Origin of the sequence: Streptomyces sp. NBC_00090 (assembly GCF_045160815.1) — a bacterium.
Taxonomy (GTDB): domain Bacteria; phylum Actinomycetota; class Actinomycetes; order Streptomycetales; family Streptomycetaceae; genus Streptomyces.
The window spans coordinates 635,325-653,476 of the sequence record NZ_CP108224.1; the positions used below are offsets into that span (position 1 = coordinate 635,325).

Genomic DNA, 18,152 nt, shown 5'->3' on the forward strand with positions numbered 1-18,152 from the left:
CTCGCCACCCCCAGCGGACGTCTCGCGCAACCCCCGCGGACGTCTCTCGCAACCCCCCGCCCCGGGCCGGATCAGGTCCCGCCCGGCGCGGAGGGGCGCGGATTCCGCGTCAGGCGCCGACGTAGGCCGCGAGGTGCTCGCCGGTGAGGGTGGAGCGGTCGGCGACGAGCTTCGCGGGCGTACCCTCGAAGACGATCTTGCCGCCGTCGTGGCCGGCCCCGGGGCCGAGGTCGATGATCCAGTCGGCGTGGGCCATGACCGCCTGGTGGTGCTCGATGACGATCACGGACTTGCCCGAGTCGACGAGCCGGTCGAGCAGGCCGAGCAGCTGCTCGACGTCGGCGAGGTGGAGGCCGGTGGTCGGCTCGTCGAGGACGTAGACGCCTCCCTTGTCGGCCATGTGGGTGGCGAGCTTGAGCCGCTGGCGTTCGCCGCCGGACAGGGTGGTGAGCGGCTGGCCGAGGGTGAGGTACCCGAGACCGACGTCGGCGAGGCGCTCCAGGATCTTGTGCGCGGCCGGCGTGCGTGCCTCGCCCTCCGCGAAGAACTGCTCGGCCTCGCTCACCGACATCGCGAGCACCTCGCTGATGTCGCGGCCGCCGAGGTGGTATTCGAGGACCTCCGCCTGGAACCGTTTGCCCTCGCAGTCCTCGCAGGGGGTGGCGACACCGGCCATCATCGCCAGGTCGGTGTAGATGACCCCGGCGCCGTTGCAGGTGGGGCACGCGCCCTCGGAGTTGGCGCTGAACAGGGCCGGCTTGACGCCGTTGACCTTGGCGAAGGCCTTGCGGATCGGGTCGAGGAGACCGGTGTACGTCGCGGGGTTGCTCCGGCGCGAGCCGCGGATCGGCGTCTGGTCGACCGACACCACGTCCTCCCCCGCGGGGATCGAGCCGTGGACGAGGGAGCTCTTGCCCGAGCCGGCGACGCCGGTGACGACGACGAGCGCGCCGAGCGGGATGTCGACGTCGACGTCGCTCAGGTTGTTCGCCGTCGCGCCGCGGATCTCCAGGGTGCCGGAGGGTGTGCGCACGCTCTCCTTGAGGGAGGAGCGGTCGTCGAAGTGGCGGCCGGTGCTGGTGCCGCCGGCCCGCAGTCCGTCGACGGTCCCCTCGAAGCAGACGGTGCCGCCGGCCGTGCCGGCGCCGGGGCCGAGGTCGACGATGTGGTCGGCGATGGCGATGGTCTCCGGCTTGTGCTCGACCACGAGCACCGTGTTGCCCTTGTCGCGCAGCCGCAGCAGCAGGTCGTTCATCCGCTGGATGTCGTGGGGGTGCAGGCCGATGGTGGGCTCGTCGAAGACGTAGGTGACGTCGGTGAGCGCGGAGCCGAGGTGGCGGATCATCTTGACGCGCTGGGCCTCGCCGCCCGACAGCGTGCCCGCGGGCCGGTCGAGGGAGAGGTAGCCGAGGCCGATCTCGACGAACGAGTCGAGGGTCCGCTGGAGCGAGGCGAGCAGCGGCGCCACCGACGGCTCCTTGAGGCCGCGGACCCACTCGGCGAGGTCCCTGATCTCCATGGTGCAGGCGTCGGCGATGCTGATCCGCTTGATCTTCGACGAGCGGGCGCCCTCGCTGAGGCGGGTGCCGTCGCACTCGGGACAGGTGGTGAAGGTGACGGCGCGCTCCACGAACGCCCGGATGTGCGGCTGCATCGCCTCCTTGTCCTTGGACAGGAAGGACTTCTGGATCTTCGGGATCAGCCCCTCGTAGGTGAGGTTGACGCCGTTGACCTTCACCTTGGTCGGTTCGCGGTAGAGGAAGTCCCGCATCTCCTGCTTGGTGAAGCGGCGGATCGGCTTGTCCGGGTCGAGGAAGCCCGACTGGGCGTAGATCCCTACGGTCCACACGTTGTCCGACTTCCAGCCGGGGATGGTGAACGCGCCCTCCGCGATCGACTTGGAGTCGTCGTAGAGCTGGGTGAGGTCGATGTCGGAGACCTTGCCCCGGCCTTCGCAGTGCGTGCACATGCCGCCGGTGCGGTTGTAGGTCGCCTTCACGGTCTTGGTCTTGGCGTCGCCGCGCTCGACGGTGATGCCGCCGCTCGCGCGGACCGTGGCCGTGTTGAAGGAGTACGCGCTGGGCGGGCCGATGTGCGGCTTTCCGAGGCGGCTGAAGAGGATGCGCAGCATCGCGTTGGCGTCGGTGGCGGTGCCGACGGTGGAGCGCGGGTCGGATCCCATCCGCTGCTGGTCGACGGTGATCACGGTCGTGAGGCCTTCGAGGACGTCGACCTCGGGGCGGGCCAGCGTCGGCATGAAGCCCTGCACGAAGGAGCTGTAGGTCTCGTTGATCAGGCGCTGGGACTCCGCGGCGATCGTGTTGAACACCAGCGAGCTCTTGCCCGATCCGGAGACCCCGGTGAACACCGTCAGCCGGCGCTTCGGGATCTCGATGCTGACGTCCTTGAGATTGTTCTCGCGCGCCCCGTGCACGCGGATCACGTCGTGGCTGTCGGCACCGTGCGGAGCAGGCGACTGCGCGCTCTTCCTCGTGGCCATGCTGGTCGTGTCTCCCTCTGTCGCGCGGGCCGAAACGTGATCATCGCATCCCGTCGTTCACGGCGTCGGGTCAATCACGATGTCCACGGCAGTCACGCTAGTGGGGGCCCGGCGGACAGGCTTCTCGATTCCTGATCGATCGCCCCGCCTCCGCGGCGCGTGCGGGAATCGATCAGGCCCCCGGCAGCCCCTCCAGGGCCTGCCGGGATGCGGGGCCGCCCTGGGCGACGTACCGTTCGGCCGCGCTGACCGCTGCGTGGGCGGTGCGCTCTCCCATCAGGACGCAGAGGGTGTACGCCGTGTCCTCGAAGCGCCGGCGGGCCGACAGGTCGCACGGCCGGGCGAGCACGGACCGCTCCTGGGTGCGGTAGTGCCGGAGCAGCCGGTCGATCGTGTTCCTGTCGGGCAGCAGCATGGCGCACTCCTGTCTCCTGCTCTCACCTGCGTCGCCCCATCCTCCCGGCCGTCGGCCACGCTCGCGACCCGCGTGGGCACCCTGTGTGACGGAACGGGTTCCGGAGTGCGCTTCCGCCGCCCATGGCGGAGGGTCGGAGACATGAACCCGAGCACGCAACAGCGGGTGGTCGTCACGGGCGCCACCGGCAATGTCGGTACGAGTCTGGTACGGGCACTGGCCCGCGAGCCACGGGTCGGCTCCGTCCTCGGGCTCGCGCGCCGCAGGCCCGCGCTGGAGCTTCCCGGCGTGGAGTGGGCCGAGGTGGACCTCTCCCGGGAGGGCGACGAGCCGCGGCTCGCGCAGTACGTGGCGGACGCGGACTCGGTCGTCCACCTGGCCTGGAGGTTCGGGCCGACCCACGATCCGGTGGAGACCTGGCGGACCAACGTCCTGGGCGCGGTGCGGGTCTTCGACGCGGTCGCGGCGGCGCGGGTGCCGGTGCTCGTGCACGCCTCCTCGGTGGGGGCGTACTCCCCCGGTCCGGTGGGCGGCGCGCCCGTGTCCGAGGCCTGGCCGACGCACGGCTGGCCGGGCGCCGCCTACACCCGGGAGAAGGCCTATCTGGAACGGGTCCTCGACACCTTCGAGCGCGACCATCCCCTGACCCGGGTGGTCCGGATGCGCCCGGCGTTCCTCTTCAAGGAGGAGTCGGCGAGCGGACAGCGGCGGATCTTCGCGGGCCGGTTCTTCCCCGGTCAGCTGCTGCGGCCGGAACTGCTGCCGCTGCTGCCGGAGTTCGAGGGGCTCCGCTTCCAGGTCCTGCACACCGAGGACGCCGCGGACGCCTACCGGAGGGTGCTCCTCCGGGACGTCCGCGGCGCGTTCAACCTGGCCGCGGAGCCGGTGGTCGACGCCGAGATCCTGGGCCGGCTGCTGCACGCCCGGCCGGTGAAGGTCCCGGCGGGCGCGGTCCGCGGCGCGCTGTCGGCGGCGTGGCGGCTGCGGCTCGCCCCGGCCTCCCCCGGGCTCTTCGACGCGCTGCTGCAGTCGCCGCTTCTCGCCACCGAGCGGGCCAGGCGGGAGCTGGAGTGGGAGCCGTCGGCGAGCTCGGTGGAGGCCCTGGAGGCGTTCCTCCGTGGGGTCCGCGCGGGCTCGGGCGACGAGACGGCACCCCTGGCCGGCCACCGCATCGGCTGACGGGAATCGGGCACCGGGCGGTCGGCGCGGGGCGGTCGGGTCGCGAGCTTGCGCGGGTGGTCGGCGCCGGGGTCAGCGCGGGGGTGCGGACCAGTCGACGAGCCGGATCGCGGCGCCCGCGGCCTCGCGGCCCCGGCAGTGGGAGCGGTGGCGGCGCAGTACGGCGTCGATGTCGAGGTGGCGGGCGAATTCGGGGCGGGCGGCGAGGCGTTGGGCGTACGCCCAGAGCGCCGGGTGTCCGGCGACCCGGTCCATCGCGGCGGCGTCGAGGTGCCAGCGGTGGACGGTGTCGAGCTGGACGAGGGTGACCCAGACGTGCACGTCGGCGGCGGTCGGCCCGTCGCCGAGCACGTACGCACGGTCGGTGAGCCGGCGCTCCAGGGAGCCGAGCGCCGCGAAGAGGACGGCGAGCGGGTCCCGGTGGGCGGACTCGCCGTCGAGGCCCAGCTCCCCGGCGCGCTGCGCGGCCCCGTTGATGCTCCGCTCGCACAGGTCGGCGATGGCCTCGATCTCGCCCCGGTACTCCTCGGGCAGCAGGTCGGGTCCGTCGCCGCGGAAGCGCAGGGCGAGGTCCCGCAGGATGTCGGGGGCGTGGGTGCTGACGATCCGACCGGTCCAGCCGTCGCTCAGTACGGGCGGGGCGGCGGGACCTTCGTACAGGTAGGCGCTCGCCTCGTACAGCGGGCGGAGCGCGGTGTACCCGCCCTCGGGCGTGTCGGGGGTCTCGGGGAGGACGGTGAGCGGGAGCGTGTCGTCGAGGCGGAGGAGGGCGTGGGTCAGGGCGAGGCCGAGACAGCCCGGTCCTGACGGTGCCAGATGGAGCCGGTAGCGGTGCGGTACGGCGTAGTGGCCGCTGCGGACGTCGCGGCCGATCCGGCCGCGGAAGGCGGGCCGGGCGTAGGTGGGCAGGAGCGAGGACGGGACGACGGACATGCTTCTCCCTTGAGGGTGCTCGGTGCTGGGTCGGGGCGGTGCACGGCGGTGGCGGTCGCTCGGCGCGACGGCGGGACCGGCCGGGCGGGCCCGGAGGCAGCAGAGGTACGGGAAGGAGACGGCGGACCGCGGCGAGGTGCGCGTCCTGCCCTGGCGCCGGTACGGGCGGCGGGGCGGGGCGGCTCAGCGGACGGGGTGGACGCCCCGGCGGTGTCGGCGACTCGCGGCGCTGCAGACCCGCAGCAGATCGATGTGACGGCGGGACGTGAGGGGCAGGGGGCGAGGGAGGGGCGCGGCGTGCGAGGTGTCCCGCCGGCCGGTGAGTCCCATGGTTCCCTACCTGTTCGCTCGGTTTTCCCTTGACGAGTCTCCGGCCGGTCGGGCGCGGCGTCAAGGGTGCGGACGCGCCGACCGCCGGGCGCACGGACGCGGTGGGGCGCGTGCGGAATAATGCGCGCATGCGCATTTCAGCCAGGGCCGACTACGCGGTGCGGGCCGCCCTCCAGCTCGCCGCCGCCCGGGACTCGGGGCCGCTGAAGGCCGAGGCGATCGCCGAAGTCCAGGGGATCTCGCACAAGTTCCTGGAGGGCATCCTCGGCGACATGCGCAAGGGCGGGCTCGTCCAGAGCCAGCGCGGCGGCAACGGCGGCTACTGGCTGGCCAGGCCCGCGGAGACGATCTCGGTCGCGGACGTCATCCGCTGCGTGGAGGGCCCGCTGGTCTCCGTACGCGGCGAGCGGCCGCCGGACCTGTCGTACACGGGGCCCGCCGAGTCGCTGCTCACGCTGTGGATCGCGCTCCGGGCCAGTGTGCGCGAGGTGCTGGGGGTGTCGCTCGCGGAGGTGGCGGCGGCGGAGCTGCCGGCGGCCATCACCGCGCTCGCGGACGACCCGGAGTCGTGGACCAACCCCTGACGGTCCGTCCCGCGGATCTCGACCCGGCAACGGACCGGCGGAATCAACCCTTCACGAGCTGCGCGGACTTGACTCCGTCTCACTGATCAAGACGCCCATGTCCAGCTTCCGGACGCCCCTTGGGGGTCGGCGACGACCTCTGCCACTATCCCTATCATTCCAGTGGGGATACGAGGGATCGGGTGAGGTGACGTGAGCACACCAAGGAAAGCGGCCAGGAGAAGCGCGATACGCATCGTTTCGGCACCGGCCGACCGGCCCGCGGACGACGAGATCTGGCCCCGCGTCACCCGCGAACTCGCCGACGACCTCGCCGTCGACGCGCCCGCCAGGGACCGCGCGGGAAAGGCCCCCTTCGACGAGGTCGCCCGGCTCCAGGAGGCGGGGCTGCCGGCCCTCCTCACGGCGCCGGGAGCGAACCCGCGGGGCGCCGACTGGCGGGCCGCGTCCGCGATCGTCCGGGAGATCTCCGCCGCCGACAGCTCCATCGGCGAACTCCTCGCCCACCACTACGTCCTGTCCTGGAGCAGCCGCTTCTTCGGCCCGGCGCGGGAGGCCGGCGCGACGACCGCACTCGACGCGTGTACGGCGGAGGAGCGCTGGCTGCTCGCCGGCGGCGTCGAACCGCCGCTCACCGGGACCGACCCCGGCCTCGTGCTCACCCCCGCCGAGGACGGCTGGATCCTCGACGGGCGTCGCACCTTCGCCTCCGGGGTCACCGTGGCCGACCGGCTGGTCGTCGGCGCGCGGCCCGGCGGGACCGGCGACTGGCTGATCGTCCTGGTGGACCCGGCGCATCCCGGGGTCTTCACCGACGCCGGTACGGACCGGGTCGGGCAGCGCCTCGCCGGCGCGGGCACCGTCACCTTCGACCACGTCCCGGTCCCGGCCGCGCACGTCCTCGGCGTCCTCCCCCACGACGAACACACCGTCACCCCGTTCGCCACCCTCGCCCCGCTCGCCCTGCGGCTGCTCCTCGTCCAGGTCGGGCTCGGCATCGCCGAGGGGGCGCTCGCGGAGGCCCGGGACATCAGCCGCGCCGGGCAGGCCGGACCGGTCCCGGCGCCCCCGGCGAGAAACGGGCGGACCGCCGCCACCACCGATCCGGTGGGCACGGGGGACGACCCCTACCTCCTCCTCGCCTACGGGGAGCTGGCCACGGCCGCGCACGCCGCCTCGGCGGTGGTGGAGCGGGCGACGGACGCCCTGGTCCGCGGGCTGCTCGCCGGGCCCGAGCTGAGCCCGGAGGAACGGGCCGACATCGCCGTCCTGGTCTCCGCGGCCGAGACGCTCACCGGCCGGGCCGCCGTCCACATCACCACCCGTGTCCTCGAACTCGTCGACGGCGCGGAGGGCGCCGACGCCCGGAGCGGCGGACCGGGCTTCGACCGCTTCTGGCGCAATGCCCGCGCACTCACCGCCCACACGCGGCCGGCCCACCGGCTCCGCGACATCGGCGACCACTACCTCAACGGCACCCACGCCCGGCTCACCCTGCCGGCCTGACGGTTCGGCAGAGGCGGCCGACGGTCCGGCATGTCGGGACGTCCGTCCCTTTCGTCGGCCCGTCCTTGGGCCCAAGCTGGAGGGAGGAGGGCCCGGCAACCCCGGTGGGCCCGGCACGCTACCGATGGAGGCAGCCCGATGAGTCGTGAGATCGTCGCAGGAGTGGACGGTTCCCCGGAGAGTCTCGCCGCCGCCGACTGGGCCGCGCGCGAGGCCCTCCACCGGGGGCTCCCGCTGCGGCTCGCCCACGCCTGGCGCTGGGAGCCCCTCGACATCCCCCTGGTCCAGGACCGCGCGGGCCAGGAGCGCATCGCCGACGAGGTCCTGGAGGAGGCCCGGGCGACGGTCGCGCGACGCCACCCGGAGGTCGCCCTCACGGCCGAGGTCATCCCTGACACCCCGGTCGCGGCACTGCTCGGCGCCGAGGAGCGGGCCGAGCTGCTCGTCATCGGCTCGCGCGGCCACGGGGCCGTGGCCGGCTTCCTGCTGGGCTCGTACGGGCAGCAGATCATCGCAGCGGCCACCCGTCCCGTGGTGGCCGTCAGGTCCCGCGACGGCCAGCCCGCCGAACCACCGGTGGGGGACGTCCTCGTCGGCCAGCACGGCGACCCGGAGGACAGCGCCGCGACGCTCGGCTTCGCCTTCGCGACCGCCGCCGCGCGCGGGGCGGCCGTGCGGGCCGTCCGGGCCTGGAACCTGCCGCCCCTCTACGCGTACAGCCCGGCGTCGATGCGGCTCGCCGACGAGGCCGGCGGGCTCGTCCCGTACGAGGAGAAGGCGCTGCGCGAGGCGTTGGCACCGTGGCGGGAGCGGTACCCGGAGGTGCCGGTGAGCGAGCACGTCGAACTGGGCAGCGCGGGGCAGGTGCTGCTCTCCGCGTCGGGGGCCGCCCAGCTCCTGGTGGTCGGCCGGCGGGCCAAGCGGGGCGCGATCGGGCCGCGCATCGGCTCGGTGGCGCACGCGGCGCTCCATCTCGCGCCCTGCCCGGTGGCGGTCGTCCCGCAGGACTGAAAGGCTCCGACCTGGGTTGACGCGTCGGGTTGACGAGGTGTGTCGGGGCGGCCGGGGCCGGAAAGTGTTACCGCCGTCGCCCCGGTGGCTCTCCCAGCGCCGGACCCTCCGGCGACCTCGGCGAGAGAGCGGAGCCCCATGCGGCACCACGACCATCCCGGTCACCCCGAAGACCCTGAAGACCTTCAAGACCCTGAACGCCTCGACCGTACCGAACGGGTCGAGTACCTCGAACGCCCCGCGCGCTCCGACCCTTCCGAGCGCCGGGACCCCTCCGGGCGCTCCGACCCCTCCACGCGCCCGGACCCCTCCGAGCGCCGGGGCCGCTCCGAACGTTCCGTCCGGGACGGCGGGCGGCATCGCAAGGGCGGCGGGGCGCGGCGGCGCGCTCCGAAGCGTCCCCCGTTCCGTACGGCCGTCACCGCCGCCGGGGCCGCGGCCCTCGTGATGACGGTGGCGGCCGGGGTGTACGTGGCCGCCCCGGCCGCCGGTCCCTCGGCCGCCGGGGCACCCTCCGCCGTCCCCGATCCCACCGGAGTCGCGGACGCGGCGTCCTCCGCGTCCTCCACGTCCTCCGCGCGCGGCGCGGGCGGCGCGGTGCGGGCGGCCGCGCCGACCGCCCCGCCTCCCTCCGCCCCCTCGACCGCGCCCGCGCCGGCCCGGGCCGCGGTGAGGACGGTGGCGGCCCGGACCGCGTCCCCGGAGCCGGTGGCGCGGCCGGACGCGAAGGGGGAGTCGAAGGGGCGGTCGACGCCGGTGTCCGCGCCGGAGTCCGCCGCGACGCCCGCCTCGGAGCGGCAGCCCGTTCCCCGGCCCGAGCCGGAGCGGCAGCCGGGCGACGCGGCCGGGGGCGAGGCTGCCGGGAAGGTCTCGGAGTTCGTCCAGGAGGTCGTCGCCCTCGCCAACACCGAGCGCGAGAAGGCCGGTTGTGGTCCGCTCCGCGCGGAGACCCATCTGCGGACCGCCGCCCAGGGGCACGCCGACGACATGGCCGCGCGCGACTACTACGAGCACGACAGCCCGGAGGGCCGTGACGCGGGCGACCGCATGACGGGCGCCGGGTACGCGTGGTCGACGTGGGGCGAGAACATCCATCGCGGACCGAGGACCCCGGTCCGGGCGATGGAGGACTGGATGAACAGCCCCGGCCACCGCGAGAACATCCTCAACTGCTCCTTCAAGGACATCGGCGTCGGGGTGACCCTCACCGCCAACGGCCCTTGGTGGGTACAGAACTTCGGCGTCAAGCGCTGAGCCGCCGCCCCGGCGCGCCCCTTCGGCCACCGGCTCGGGTTCGCCTCCGGGGCGCTCGCCGGCCGGCGGGGATCAGGAGGCGGGGGCCGCGAGCTTCTGCACCCAGATCGTGCCGCCGGGGCCGCGCGCCGACGCCACGCCGGTGTCCCGGTAGCGGCAGTCCAGCATGTTCTCCTCGTGCATCGCCCCGTCGGTCCAGCTCTCGACGACGTCCGCCGGGTCCCTCGTACCGCGCGCCAGGTTCTCGGCCCAGGCGCTCCAGTCGTATCCGGCGGCGGTGATCCGCGCGTCCGCGAAATCCCCCTCCGGGCTGCTGTGCCCGTAGTAGCCCCGCGCGGCCATGTCGCGGGCGTAGCCGCGGGCCGCCTCCACCAGGCGCGGGTCGCTCCGCAGAGGGGCGCAACCCGCCGCCGCGCGGAGCCGGTTGACCGCCGAGGTCAGCCGCTCCTCGGCGGCCGGTGTGGGGCTGGGCCGCGCGGTGCGCGGCGGCGCGGGGGTGCGGGTCGTGGGCGCCGGGGTGGTGACGGTGGCCGCCGGGGTGCTGGGGACGGCCGGAGCGGCCGTGGTGGTCGCGGGTACGACCGCCGGGGGCGCGGCCCGGGGCCGGTCGGGTGTCGTCCGTATCTCCTCCTGCCCCGGTACGAGCAGGGCGACGGCGCCGATGACGGCGACGGCCGCGGCCCCGGCGAGCCAGGCGCGTCGGACCGGTGTCCACCGGCCCACCGGTTCGGCGGCGATGGGTTCGGCGCTCCGGCCGGCCACGGTCGCCGCCGCGAGCGGTGGTACGAGGCCGATGCCGACGAGCAGGCTCTCGACGGGGGCGAGACCGCGGCGGCCGGCCACCTGGCCGGTGCAGGCGGCGCAGGTGCGCAGGTGGCGGGCGGCCCGTTTGCGCCAGAGGGGTGAGGGGCGGCCGTCCCAGGCGGTGAGGGTCTCCCCCAGTCCGGGGCACGGCGGGTCGGCGGCGAGGGCCCGGACCACGGCCCGGCCGGTCTCCAGGCGTTCCCTCATCCGCTGGATCCGGACGGCGGCGTGCTGCGGGGAGACGCCGAGGCCCTCGGCGAGTTCGGCGCGGGTCAGCTCCCCGGCGGCCTCCAGCCACCACAGGGAGAGGAGTTCACGGTCCTCGTCGTCGAGCCAGCGGGTGGCGCGGGCCACGTCGCGGCGCTGTCCGGAGAGGCCGAGGCGGAGGATGGTGAGCTCGGTGAAGTCGCCGGCCGGGTCGGCGAGGTCGGCGGCCCGGTCGAGGCCGGGCACGGGCGCCCGCCGGTGTTCGTGCCAGCGGCGGCGTATCGCGTTCATGGCGATGGCGACGAGCCAGGAGCGGAAGCGGGCCGGGTCGCGGAGGCCGGTGAGGCCGTCGAGGGCGCGGACCATCGTCTCCTGGACGATGTCGTCGGTGTCGGCGTGTCCGTCGAGGGCCCGGCCGACGATGTTGTGGACGAGGGGCAGGTACGCGCGTACCAGCTCGTCCCTGGCGTGCGCGTCACCGGCCCGGGCCGCCTCCACCAGCGCGGTGGTGCGGCGCTCGTCGCTGTGCATGGTTCTGCTCCCTCAACGTCCATGGTTCGAGTCCCCCGTCGTTCGGAGACCCGTGGGCGCGGGAGGGATAACACTTCTTGCCGTACGTGTCGCGGACTTCTTCGACCGGAGCCGCGGCCGCGACTACACCTGTGGTCGCGGCAGGGACGGGACGGTGGCCCCCCTCCCTTCCCGGACGGCCTCCACCACGGCCTCGTGGAGGTCGCGGCTCTCCTCCTCCGACGCGCACGGAACGGGACTGCCCGACATGGTGAACCAGTCGGACGCGCCGCTGTACTGCACGGCCACGCGTGCTTCGTCCTCGGCCCAGGTCGTGTGCACGGTCACATCGCCCGTCACGACGCCGGCCTCGTCGGTCAGCACCCCACCTCGCCCGGTGTAAACACCGGCGGTCGTCCAAGATGCCCAGCTCATCCATCCAGGTTCACACCCGAACGGCGGATGCGCCACCGACGGGACCGCCCCGGCCGGAATCCTTCCGGCCGGGGCGGCACGGGTCGTCCGCCGGGGCGGGCGACCGAGTCGTGCGCCGGATCAGGCGAGGGACGCGACGGCCTCGTTGAAGGTGGCGGACGGGCGCATCACGGCCGCGGCCTTGGCCGGGTCGGGCTGGTAGTAGCCGCCGATCTCGGCCGGGGAGCCCTGGACGGCGACGAGCTCGTCGACGATCTTCTGCTCGTTGGCGGCCAGCGTCTCGGCGAGCGGGGCGAAGGCCTTGGCCAGCTCCGCGTCCTCGGTCTGGGCGGCCAGCTCCTGGGCCCAGTAGAAGGCCAGGTAGAAGTGGCTGCCGCGGTTGTCGATACCACCGAGGCGACGGGTCGGCGACTTGTCCTCGTTGAGGAAGGTGCCGGTGGCGCGGTCGAGGGTGTCGGCGAGGACCTGGGCACGGGAGTTGCCCGTGGTGGTCGCGAGGTGCTCGAAGCTGGCGGCCAGGGCGAAGAACTCGCCGAGGCTGTCCCAGCGGAGGTAGTTCTCCTTGACGAGCTGCTGGACGTGCTTCGGGGCGGAGCCGCCGGCGCCGGTCTCGAAGAGGCCGCCGCCCGCCATCAGCGGGACGACCGACAGCATCTTGGCGCTGGTGCCCAGCTCCAGGATCGGGAAGAGGTCGGTCAGGTAGTCGCGGAGGACGTTGCCGGTGACCGAGATGGTGTCCTCGCCGCGGCGGATGCGCTCCAGGGAGAACTTGGTGGCCTCGACCGGGGACAGGATCTTGATGTCCAGGCCCTCGGTGTCGTGCTCCGGCAGGTACTGCTCGACCTTGGCGATCAGCTGGGCGTCGTGGGCGCGCGCGGCGTCCAGCCAGAAGACGGCCGGGGCGCCGGTGGCGCGGGCGCGGGTGACGGCGAGCTTGACCCAGTCCTGGATGGGCAGGTCCTTGGTCTGGCAGGCGCGGAAGATGTCGCCCTCGGCGACCTCCTGCTCCAGGACGACGTTGCCCTCGGAGTCGACGAGGCGGACGGTGCCGGCCGCGGCGATCTCGAAGGTCTTGTCGTGGGAGCCGTACTCCTCGGCCTTCTGCGCCATGAGGCCGACGTTCGGGACGGAGCCCATGGTCGACGGGTCGAAGGCGCCGTGGGCGCGGCAGTCGTCGATGACGACCTGGTAGACGCCCGAGTAGCTGTGGTCCGGGAGGACCGCGAGGGTGTCGGCCTCCTGGCCGTCCGGGCCCCACATGTGGCCGGAGGTGCGGATCATGGCCGGCATCGAGGCGTCGACGATGACGTCGGACGGCACGTGCAGGTTGGTGATGCCCTTGTCGGAGTCGACCATCGCCAGGGCGGGGCCCGCGGCGAGCTCGGCCTCGAAGGAGGCCTTGATCTCCTCGCCCAGGTGCGGGACGGAGTCCAGGCCCTTGAGGACGGTGCCGAGGCCGTCGTTCGGGGAGAGACCGGCGGCGACGAGCGCCTCGCCGTACTTGGCGAAGGTCTGCGGGAAGAAGGCGCGCACGACGTGGCCGAAGACGATCGGGTCGGAGACCTTCATCATCGTGGCCTTGAGGTGCACGGAGAAGAGCACGTCCTCGGCCTTGGCGCGGGCGACCTGCTCGCTGAGGAAGGTGCGCAGGGCGGCGGCGCGCATGACGGCGGCGTCGACGACCTCGCCGGCGATGACCTTCAGCGGCTCGCGGAGCTCGGAGGTGGTGCCGTCGGCGGCGGTGAACTCGAAGCGCAGGGTGTCGTCCTTGGTGACGACGACGGACTTCTCCGTGGAGGCGAAGTCGTTGTCGCTCATGGTGGCGACGTTCGTCTTCGACTCGGGGGTCCAGGCGCCCATGCGGTGCGGGTGGTTCTTGGCGTAGTTCTTCACCGAGCCGGGGGCGCGGCGGTCCGAGTTGCCCTCGCGCAGGACCGGGTTGACGGCCGAGCCCTTGATCTTGTCGTAACGGGCGCGGACGTCCTTGTCCTGGTCCGTCTGCGGGTCGTCCGGGTAGTCCGGGAGGGCGTAGCCCTGCGCCTGGAGCTCGGCGACCGCGGCCTTGAGCTGCGGGATGGACGCCGAGACGTTCGGCAGCTTGATGATGTTGGCGCCCGGGGTCTTCGCCAGGTCACCGAGCTCCGAGAGGGCGTCGGCGATGCGCTGGCCCTCCTCCAGGAACTCCGGGAAGACGGCGATGATGCGGCCCGCGAGGGAGATGTCCCGCGTCTCGACCGTGACGCCGGCCTGCGAGGCATACGCCTGGATCACGGGCAGGAACGAGTACGTCGCCAGGGCGGGCGCCTCGTCAGTGTGGGTGTAGATGATGGTCGAGTCAGTCACCAGGGTTCTCCAGCTCCACGTCTGCGTATGCGAGATTGCTCGACATCAAGATATCTCGTGATCGCCGTCCTCCGTAAAGGGCCCCACGAGCTCACCGTCGCGGGGCACCCCGGCGGCCTCCACGAAGGGGCCGCCGAGCCGGTACGGGGCGGGGGCCCCGTCCACGTCGACGCGGCGCAGCAGCGCGAGCAGGAGCAGTCCCGCGGCGGCGGTCACGCCCAGGGCGAGGGCCTGCCCGCAGCGGTGGGCGAGCCGCAGCTCGGCCGGGTCGTAGGGGGCGGCGGCGGGCAGCGAGAGGGTGTCGCCGAGCAGCCAGAGGCCCGCTCCGAGCCCGGCGACGGCCAGGACGGCGAGCGGGACGGTCGCGAGGAGGGTCTGCGGCAGGGGGCTGCGCGGGGCGGGTCGGACCTTGCCCTTGCGGGCGAGGAGGGCGAGCAGACCGGAGTAGACGGCGAGGACGACCAGGGTGGCGGCGATCACGTCGCCGGGACGGTGATCGCCCGCCGCGACGGTGTACGCGCCGACGGCGCCGGCCCAGAGCGTGGCCGCGGCCACGGTGGGGCCGCGCAGCCGGTGGGGGACGACGAGGGCGAGGCCGAAGGCGATGCCGAGGGCGAGGGCGGTCTGCGCGCTGGGGAAGCCGCTCGGGACGACGGCCCCGACGGTGTCGAGGAGCCGGGGCCTCGGCGCGTACCGCTGGAGCAGCCCGATGAGGGCGACGGCGGTGACGAGGGCGCCGGCGACGGCCCCGGTGAGCGCGTACCGCTTGCGCAGCAGGCCGACGGCGAGCAGCAGGACGCCGCCGAGGACGAGGGAGAGCGTGGTGAGCCCGGCGAGCGAGGGGTGCTCGCGGAGCAGGGTGGTGGCGGCGGTGTCGGCGCGCCGCCCGGTGAGGGCGGCGTCACCCCAGCGGCGGCCGGTCGCGGTGAGCACGAGGCCCGCGTAGACGACCGTGAGGAGGAGGACGGCCCCGAGGCAGGCACGCCGGGTCCGGGTGCGGACCCTGGTGCTGAAGGAGCCGGCGGCCTCGCCGGCCACGGCGGCGTACCACCAGGTGTCGCCGGTCTCCAGCGGCCTCGGGGAGCCGCCGGCGCGGAGCCTGTCGTAGGAAGCCATGCCCCGATTCGAACCCACGCGCGGCGGGCCCGCCCGCTGGACGCACCCGAACGACACGCCGAAGGGCCTGGTGGGGGCGCTGCGTGGGAAGGGCCTGGTGGGGCGCTGCTCGGGTGGCCGGAGGTGGGCGCGATCACGCCACCGCGAGAGGGCGGGGGGCGGCACGGTCGTGGCGGCGCGTTCCGTAGAGCGTGAAGGCCGTGTTGACCAGGGCCACGTGGCTGAGCGCCTGCGGGGTGTTGCCGAGCTGGCGGCCGGCCACCGGGTCCCACTCCTCGGCGAGCAGTCCGACGTCGTTGCGAATGGAGAGGACCCGCTCGAAGACGGTCCGCGCCTCGTCGGGGCGGCCGGTCGCGGCGAGGGCGTCGGCGTACCAGAACGTGCAGGCGACGAAGGATCCTTCGGTTCCGCCGAGGTCGTCGAGGTCGTGGGTGCCGCCGTCCCGGACGTCTCCGTACCGGCGGAGGAATCCGTGCTCGTCGAGCCGTTCCATCGCCTTGACGGTGCCGAGGACCCGGGGGTCGTCGGCGGGGAGGAAGCCGAGCCGGGGGATCAGCAGGGCGGTGGCGTCCACCTCCCGGCTGCCGTAGTACTGCGTGAAGGTCTGCTGTTCCTCGCTCCAGCCGCGGGCGCAGATCTCCGCGTGCAGCTCGTGCCGCAGCCGCTGCCAGCGCCCTACGGAGCCGCGCAGTCCGGCGACGCGGGCGAGGCGGACGGCGCGGTCGGCCGCGACCCAGGCCATGACCTTGGAGTGGACGAAGTGACGGCGCGGGCCCCGGACTTCCCAGATCCCCTCGTCGGGTTCCGGCCACCGTTCGCCGAGGTACTCCAGGAGTGCGGCCACCAGGGCCCAGGCCGCCGGGTCGAGGGCGATCCCGGACCGTACCGCCGAGTAGACGGTGTTGAGCACCTCGCCGTAGATGTCGAGCTGGAACTGGTCGACGGCCGCGTTGCCGAATCTGACGGGGCGTGAGTCCTCGTAGCCGGGCAGCCAGTCGGCGTACGTCTCGGGGAGCCGGCGCTGCCCCTCGACCCCGTACACCGGCTGGAGGTCGGCGGGATCGCCCGCGACGGCCCGGAGCAGCCAGTTCATCCAGGCCAGCGCCTCCCGGCGGAATCCGCCGCGGAGCAGGCAGGAGAGGGTGAAGGTGGAGTCGCGCAGCCAGCAGAAGCGGTAGTCCCAGTTGCGCGCCCCGCCGAGGGACTCGGGCAGGGAGGCGGTGGCGGCCGCGACGACGCCGCCCGTGGGGGCGTAGGTGAGGGCCTTGAGGGTGAGGAGGGAGCGGAGGACCGCTTCCCTCGCGGGCCCTTCGTAGCGCAGCGCGGCGGCCCAGTCGTTCCAGAAGGCGAGCGTGCGGACGAGGGTGGCGTCGAGCTCGGCGGGCGAGGGGGTGGGCGGTGCGGCGGCGTGCGAGGGGCGCCAGCCGAGGACGAAGACGGCGCGCTGCCCGGCCGCGACGGTGAAGTCGACGGTGGTGCGGTCCGGGGTGACGACGGGTTCGGTGCCGGGGGCGCAGGAGAGGTAGGCGGCGTCCGGCCCGGCGACGGAGGCGACGGTGCGCCGGTCCACCGAGCGGGTCCACGGCACGATGCTGCCGTGGTGGAAACGAACCCTCAACTCCCCCCGCATGGCGACCCGTCCGGCGATCCCCTCGACCACGCGGACGATCCTCGGCGCGCCTTCGAGCGGGGAGCGTGGGGGCATGAAGTCGGTGACCCGGACGGTCCCGGCAAGGGATTCCCAGAGGGTGTCGAGGACGAGCGTGTCGCCCCGGTAACTCCTTCGCGCGCAGCGGCCCGCCCCGACCGGGGCAAGGATCCACCGGCCGTGGCCGGGGTCGCCGAGGAGGCCGGCGAGGCAGGCGGGCGAGTCGAAGCGGGGTGCGCACCACCAGTCGACGGACCCGTCGGTCCCGATGAGCGCCGCCGTCTCCAGGTCACCGACGAGGGCGTAGTCCTCAATTCGCCCTGCCATAAGCGGATTGTATGCCGTTCAGAAGCCGCCCGCAGAAAGAGCGAACGGAATCCGGTGACGACCGCCGTCGATTCACCCCGGTATTTCTTATCCATGGGCCGCATATCCTTCCCGGATCCTTGACGGCATCGCGTGCCGCGCAGGATTCTGAAATAGCGGGTTCGCCGCATGCGCGGATTCGTCGCGCGGAGGGCTGAACCGATGAGTAGCGACGCGCACCCCATGCGCCGGTCGACCGACCGGACACCCGGTCCCGCTCCGCCCACGGTGAGCCTGGTCCTCACGGTCCGCCCGGACGGGCGGGACCCCGGACCCACTCTCGACCGGCTCCTCGACCAGCTGCCGGAGACCGTGCGGGACGTGGTCCTGATCGGCGGACCGCCGGGCCGGAGAGCCGTACGGGACGGCCTGACCGTACGCACCCTCGGGGCATGGGACTTCACTCGGGGCGACATTCCGCACGCGGGGCTGCTCGCGGCCGACGGGGACCTGATCGTCGTGATGAACGCCGACGGCAGCATGTCGCCGTACGAGATCCCGCATTTTCTGCACTACCTGGCGAGCGGATACGATTTCGTCAAGGGATCCCGCTTCATCGCGGGCGGGGCCGTCGCCGACTATCCACTGTCGCGGCGCCTGGGACATCGCGCACTGCTGCGGGTCGCGCGCCGGCTCTACGGTCAGCAGCTCACCGATCTCTGGTACGGATTCTGCGCGTTCCGGCGCGGCTTCGTCGACCTCCTCGACCTGCGCGAGGACGGTGTCGAACTCGGCGCCGAGCTCGTGGCCCACGCGCTGCACTACGGGCTGCGCGTCGCCGAGGTGCCCAGTCGTGAACTGCCGCGCCGCCACGGGCCGTCACACCCGCGCACGGTCCGCGACGGCGCCCGCATCCTCGGCACGCTCCTCGACGAACGGCCGCGCAACGCCCTCTCGCGGCTCGCGCACGGGTCCTTCCGTCGCGCCCGCGGCTCCGCCGACGCCTCTCCGGTTGACGAAACACCCCCGAGGAGCTAAGGGTGGAGAGAGCAGCACTTCAGTAGATATCAG

14 protein-coding genes are annotated in these 18,152 nt (G+C 73.7%); 6 read left to right on the forward strand and 8 right to left on the reverse strand.

Annotated features, from left to right (window positions below; genetic code table 11):
* Positions 1-109: 109 nt before the first annotated feature.
* On the reverse strand, positions 110-2,500 hold the full coding sequence (locus OG361_RS02865; RefSeq protein WP_405851676.1) for an ATP-binding cassette domain-containing protein: 2,391 nt from the start codon (positions 2,498-2,500) through the stop codon (positions 110-112).
* A gap of 172 nt (positions 2,501-2,672) precedes the next feature.
* Positions 2,673-2,915 (reverse strand): DUF5133 domain-containing protein, encoded by a 243-nt coding sequence (locus tag OG361_RS02870; protein ID WP_405851677.1) that lies wholly within the window; start codon positions 2,913-2,915, stop codon positions 2,673-2,675.
* Between the two features lie 141 nt (positions 2,916-3,056).
* Here OG361_RS02870 and OG361_RS02875 point away from each other — a divergent pair, with 141 nt between their 5' ends.
* Entirely contained in the window at positions 3,057-4,094 is a 1,038-nt protein-coding gene (locus tag OG361_RS02875) for an NAD-dependent epimerase/dehydratase family protein (protein WP_405851678.1), read from the forward strand.
* 72 nt (positions 4,095-4,166) lie between these two features.
* Here the strand turns inward: OG361_RS02875 and OG361_RS02880 are convergent, their stop codons facing one another.
* A complete protein-coding gene (locus OG361_RS02880) occupies positions 4,167-5,027 on the reverse strand; it encodes a glutathione S-transferase C-terminal domain-containing protein (protein ID WP_405851679.1) in 861 nt (286 codons plus the stop codon).
* A gap of 458 nt (positions 5,028-5,485) precedes the next feature.
* On the opposite strand from OG361_RS02880, the gene OG361_RS02885 reads away from it, so the two are divergent.
* The 4 genes from OG361_RS02885 to OG361_RS02900 all read left to right on the forward strand — a co-directional run bounded on the left by OG361_RS02885 (position 5,486) and on the right by OG361_RS02900 (position 9,712).
* Positions 5,486-5,941: an RrF2 family transcriptional regulator gene (locus OG361_RS02885; protein ID WP_405851680.1), complete on the forward strand. Its 456-nt coding sequence runs from the start codon at positions 5,486-5,488 to the stop codon at positions 5,939-5,941.
* Positions 5,942-6,133: 192 nt separating this feature from the next.
* Positions 6,134-7,447, forward strand: coding sequence for an acyl-CoA dehydrogenase (locus OG361_RS02890; protein WP_405851681.1), 1,314 nt, complete (start codon positions 6,134-6,136; stop codon positions 7,445-7,447).
* A gap of 138 nt (positions 7,448-7,585) precedes the next feature.
* Complete coding sequence (locus tag OG361_RS02895) at positions 7,586-8,458, forward strand: universal stress protein (protein ID WP_405851683.1); 873 nt, start codon at positions 7,586-7,588, stop codon at positions 8,456-8,458.
* Between the two features lie 138 nt (positions 8,459-8,596).
* Positions 8,597-9,712 (forward strand): CAP domain-containing protein, encoded by a 1,116-nt coding sequence (locus OG361_RS02900; protein ID WP_405851684.1) that lies wholly within the window; start codon positions 8,597-8,599, stop codon positions 9,710-9,712.
* Between the two features lie 72 nt (positions 9,713-9,784).
* Here the strand turns inward: OG361_RS02900 and OG361_RS02905 are convergent, their stop codons facing one another.
* The 5 genes from OG361_RS02905 to OG361_RS02925 all read right to left on the reverse strand — a co-directional run bounded on the left by OG361_RS02905 (position 9,785) and on the right by OG361_RS02925 (position 17,102).
* On the reverse strand, positions 9,785-11,254 hold the full coding sequence (locus OG361_RS02905) for a sigma-70 family RNA polymerase sigma factor (protein ID WP_405851686.1): 1,470 nt from the start codon (positions 11,252-11,254) through the stop codon (positions 9,785-9,787).
* Positions 11,255-11,377: 123 nt separating this feature from the next.
* Complete coding sequence (locus OG361_RS02910) at positions 11,378-11,668, reverse strand: hypothetical protein (RefSeq protein ID WP_405851687.1); 291 nt, start codon at positions 11,666-11,668, stop codon at positions 11,378-11,380.
* Between the two features lie 120 nt (positions 11,669-11,788).
* Positions 11,789-14,011, reverse strand: coding sequence for an NADP-dependent isocitrate dehydrogenase (locus tag OG361_RS02915; RefSeq protein WP_405851688.1), 2,223 nt, complete (start codon positions 14,009-14,011; stop codon positions 11,789-11,791).
* Between the two features lie 45 nt (positions 14,012-14,056).
* Complete coding sequence (locus tag OG361_RS02920; RefSeq protein ID WP_405851689.1) at positions 14,057-15,127, reverse strand: phosphatase PAP2 family protein; 1,071 nt, start codon at positions 15,125-15,127, stop codon at positions 14,057-14,059.
* A 133-nt stretch (positions 15,128-15,260) separates the two neighbouring features.
* Positions 15,261-17,102 carry a glycoside hydrolase family 15 protein gene (locus OG361_RS02925; RefSeq protein WP_405851691.1) on the reverse strand — a complete coding sequence of 614 codons (1,842 nt, stop codon included), beginning with the start codon at positions 17,100-17,102 and terminating at the stop codon, positions 15,261-15,263.
* Positions 17,103-17,303: 201 nt separating this feature from the next.
* On the opposite strand from OG361_RS02925, the gene OG361_RS02930 reads away from it, so the two are divergent.
* A complete protein-coding gene (locus OG361_RS02930) occupies positions 17,304-18,119 on the forward strand; it encodes a glycosyltransferase family 2 protein (protein WP_405851692.1) in 816 nt (271 codons plus the stop codon).
* Positions 18,120-18,152 lie beyond the last annotated feature (33 nt).

Bases quoted from the DNA above. Each gene is read 5' to 3' on its own strand.
- OG361_RS02865 (WP_405851676.1), bottom strand. From the start codon at position 2,500: ATGGCCACGAGGAAGAGCGCGCAGTCGCCTGCTCCGCACGGTGCCGAC.
- OG361_RS02870 (WP_405851677.1), bottom strand. From the start codon at position 2,915: ATGCTGCTGCCCGACAGGAACACGATCGACCGGCTGCTCCGGCACTAC.
- OG361_RS02875 (WP_405851678.1), top strand. From the start codon at position 3,057: ATGAACCCGAGCACGCAACAGCGGGTGGTCGTCACGGGCGCCACCGGC.
- OG361_RS02880 (WP_405851679.1), bottom strand. From the start codon at position 5,027: ATGTCCGTCGTCCCGTCCTCGCTCCTGCCCACCTACGCCCGGCCCGCC.
- OG361_RS02885 (WP_405851680.1), top strand. From the start codon at position 5,486: ATGCGCATTTCAGCCAGGGCCGACTACGCGGTGCGGGCCGCCCTCCAG.
- OG361_RS02895 (WP_405851683.1), top strand. From the start codon at position 7,586: ATGAGTCGTGAGATCGTCGCAGGAGTGGACGGTTCCCCGGAGAGTCTC.
- OG361_RS02900 (WP_405851684.1), top strand. From the start codon at position 8,597: ATGCGGCACCACGACCATCCCGGTCACCCCGAAGACCCTGAAGACCTT.
- OG361_RS02905 (WP_405851686.1), bottom strand. From the start codon at position 11,254: ATGCACAGCGACGAGCGCCGCACCACCGCGCTGGTGGAGGCGGCCCGG.
- OG361_RS02910 (WP_405851687.1), bottom strand. From the start codon at position 11,668: ATGAGCTGGGCATCTTGGACGACCGCCGGTGTTTACACCGGGCGAGGT.
- OG361_RS02920 (WP_405851689.1), bottom strand. From the start codon at position 15,127: ATGGCTTCCTACGACAGGCTCCGCGCCGGCGGCTCCCCGAGGCCGCTG.
- OG361_RS02925 (WP_405851691.1), bottom strand. From the start codon at position 17,102: ATGGCAGGGCGAATTGAGGACTACGCCCTCGTCGGTGACCTGGAGACG.
- OG361_RS02930 (WP_405851692.1), top strand. From the start codon at position 17,304: ATGAGTAGCGACGCGCACCCCATGCGCCGGTCGACCGACCGGACACCC.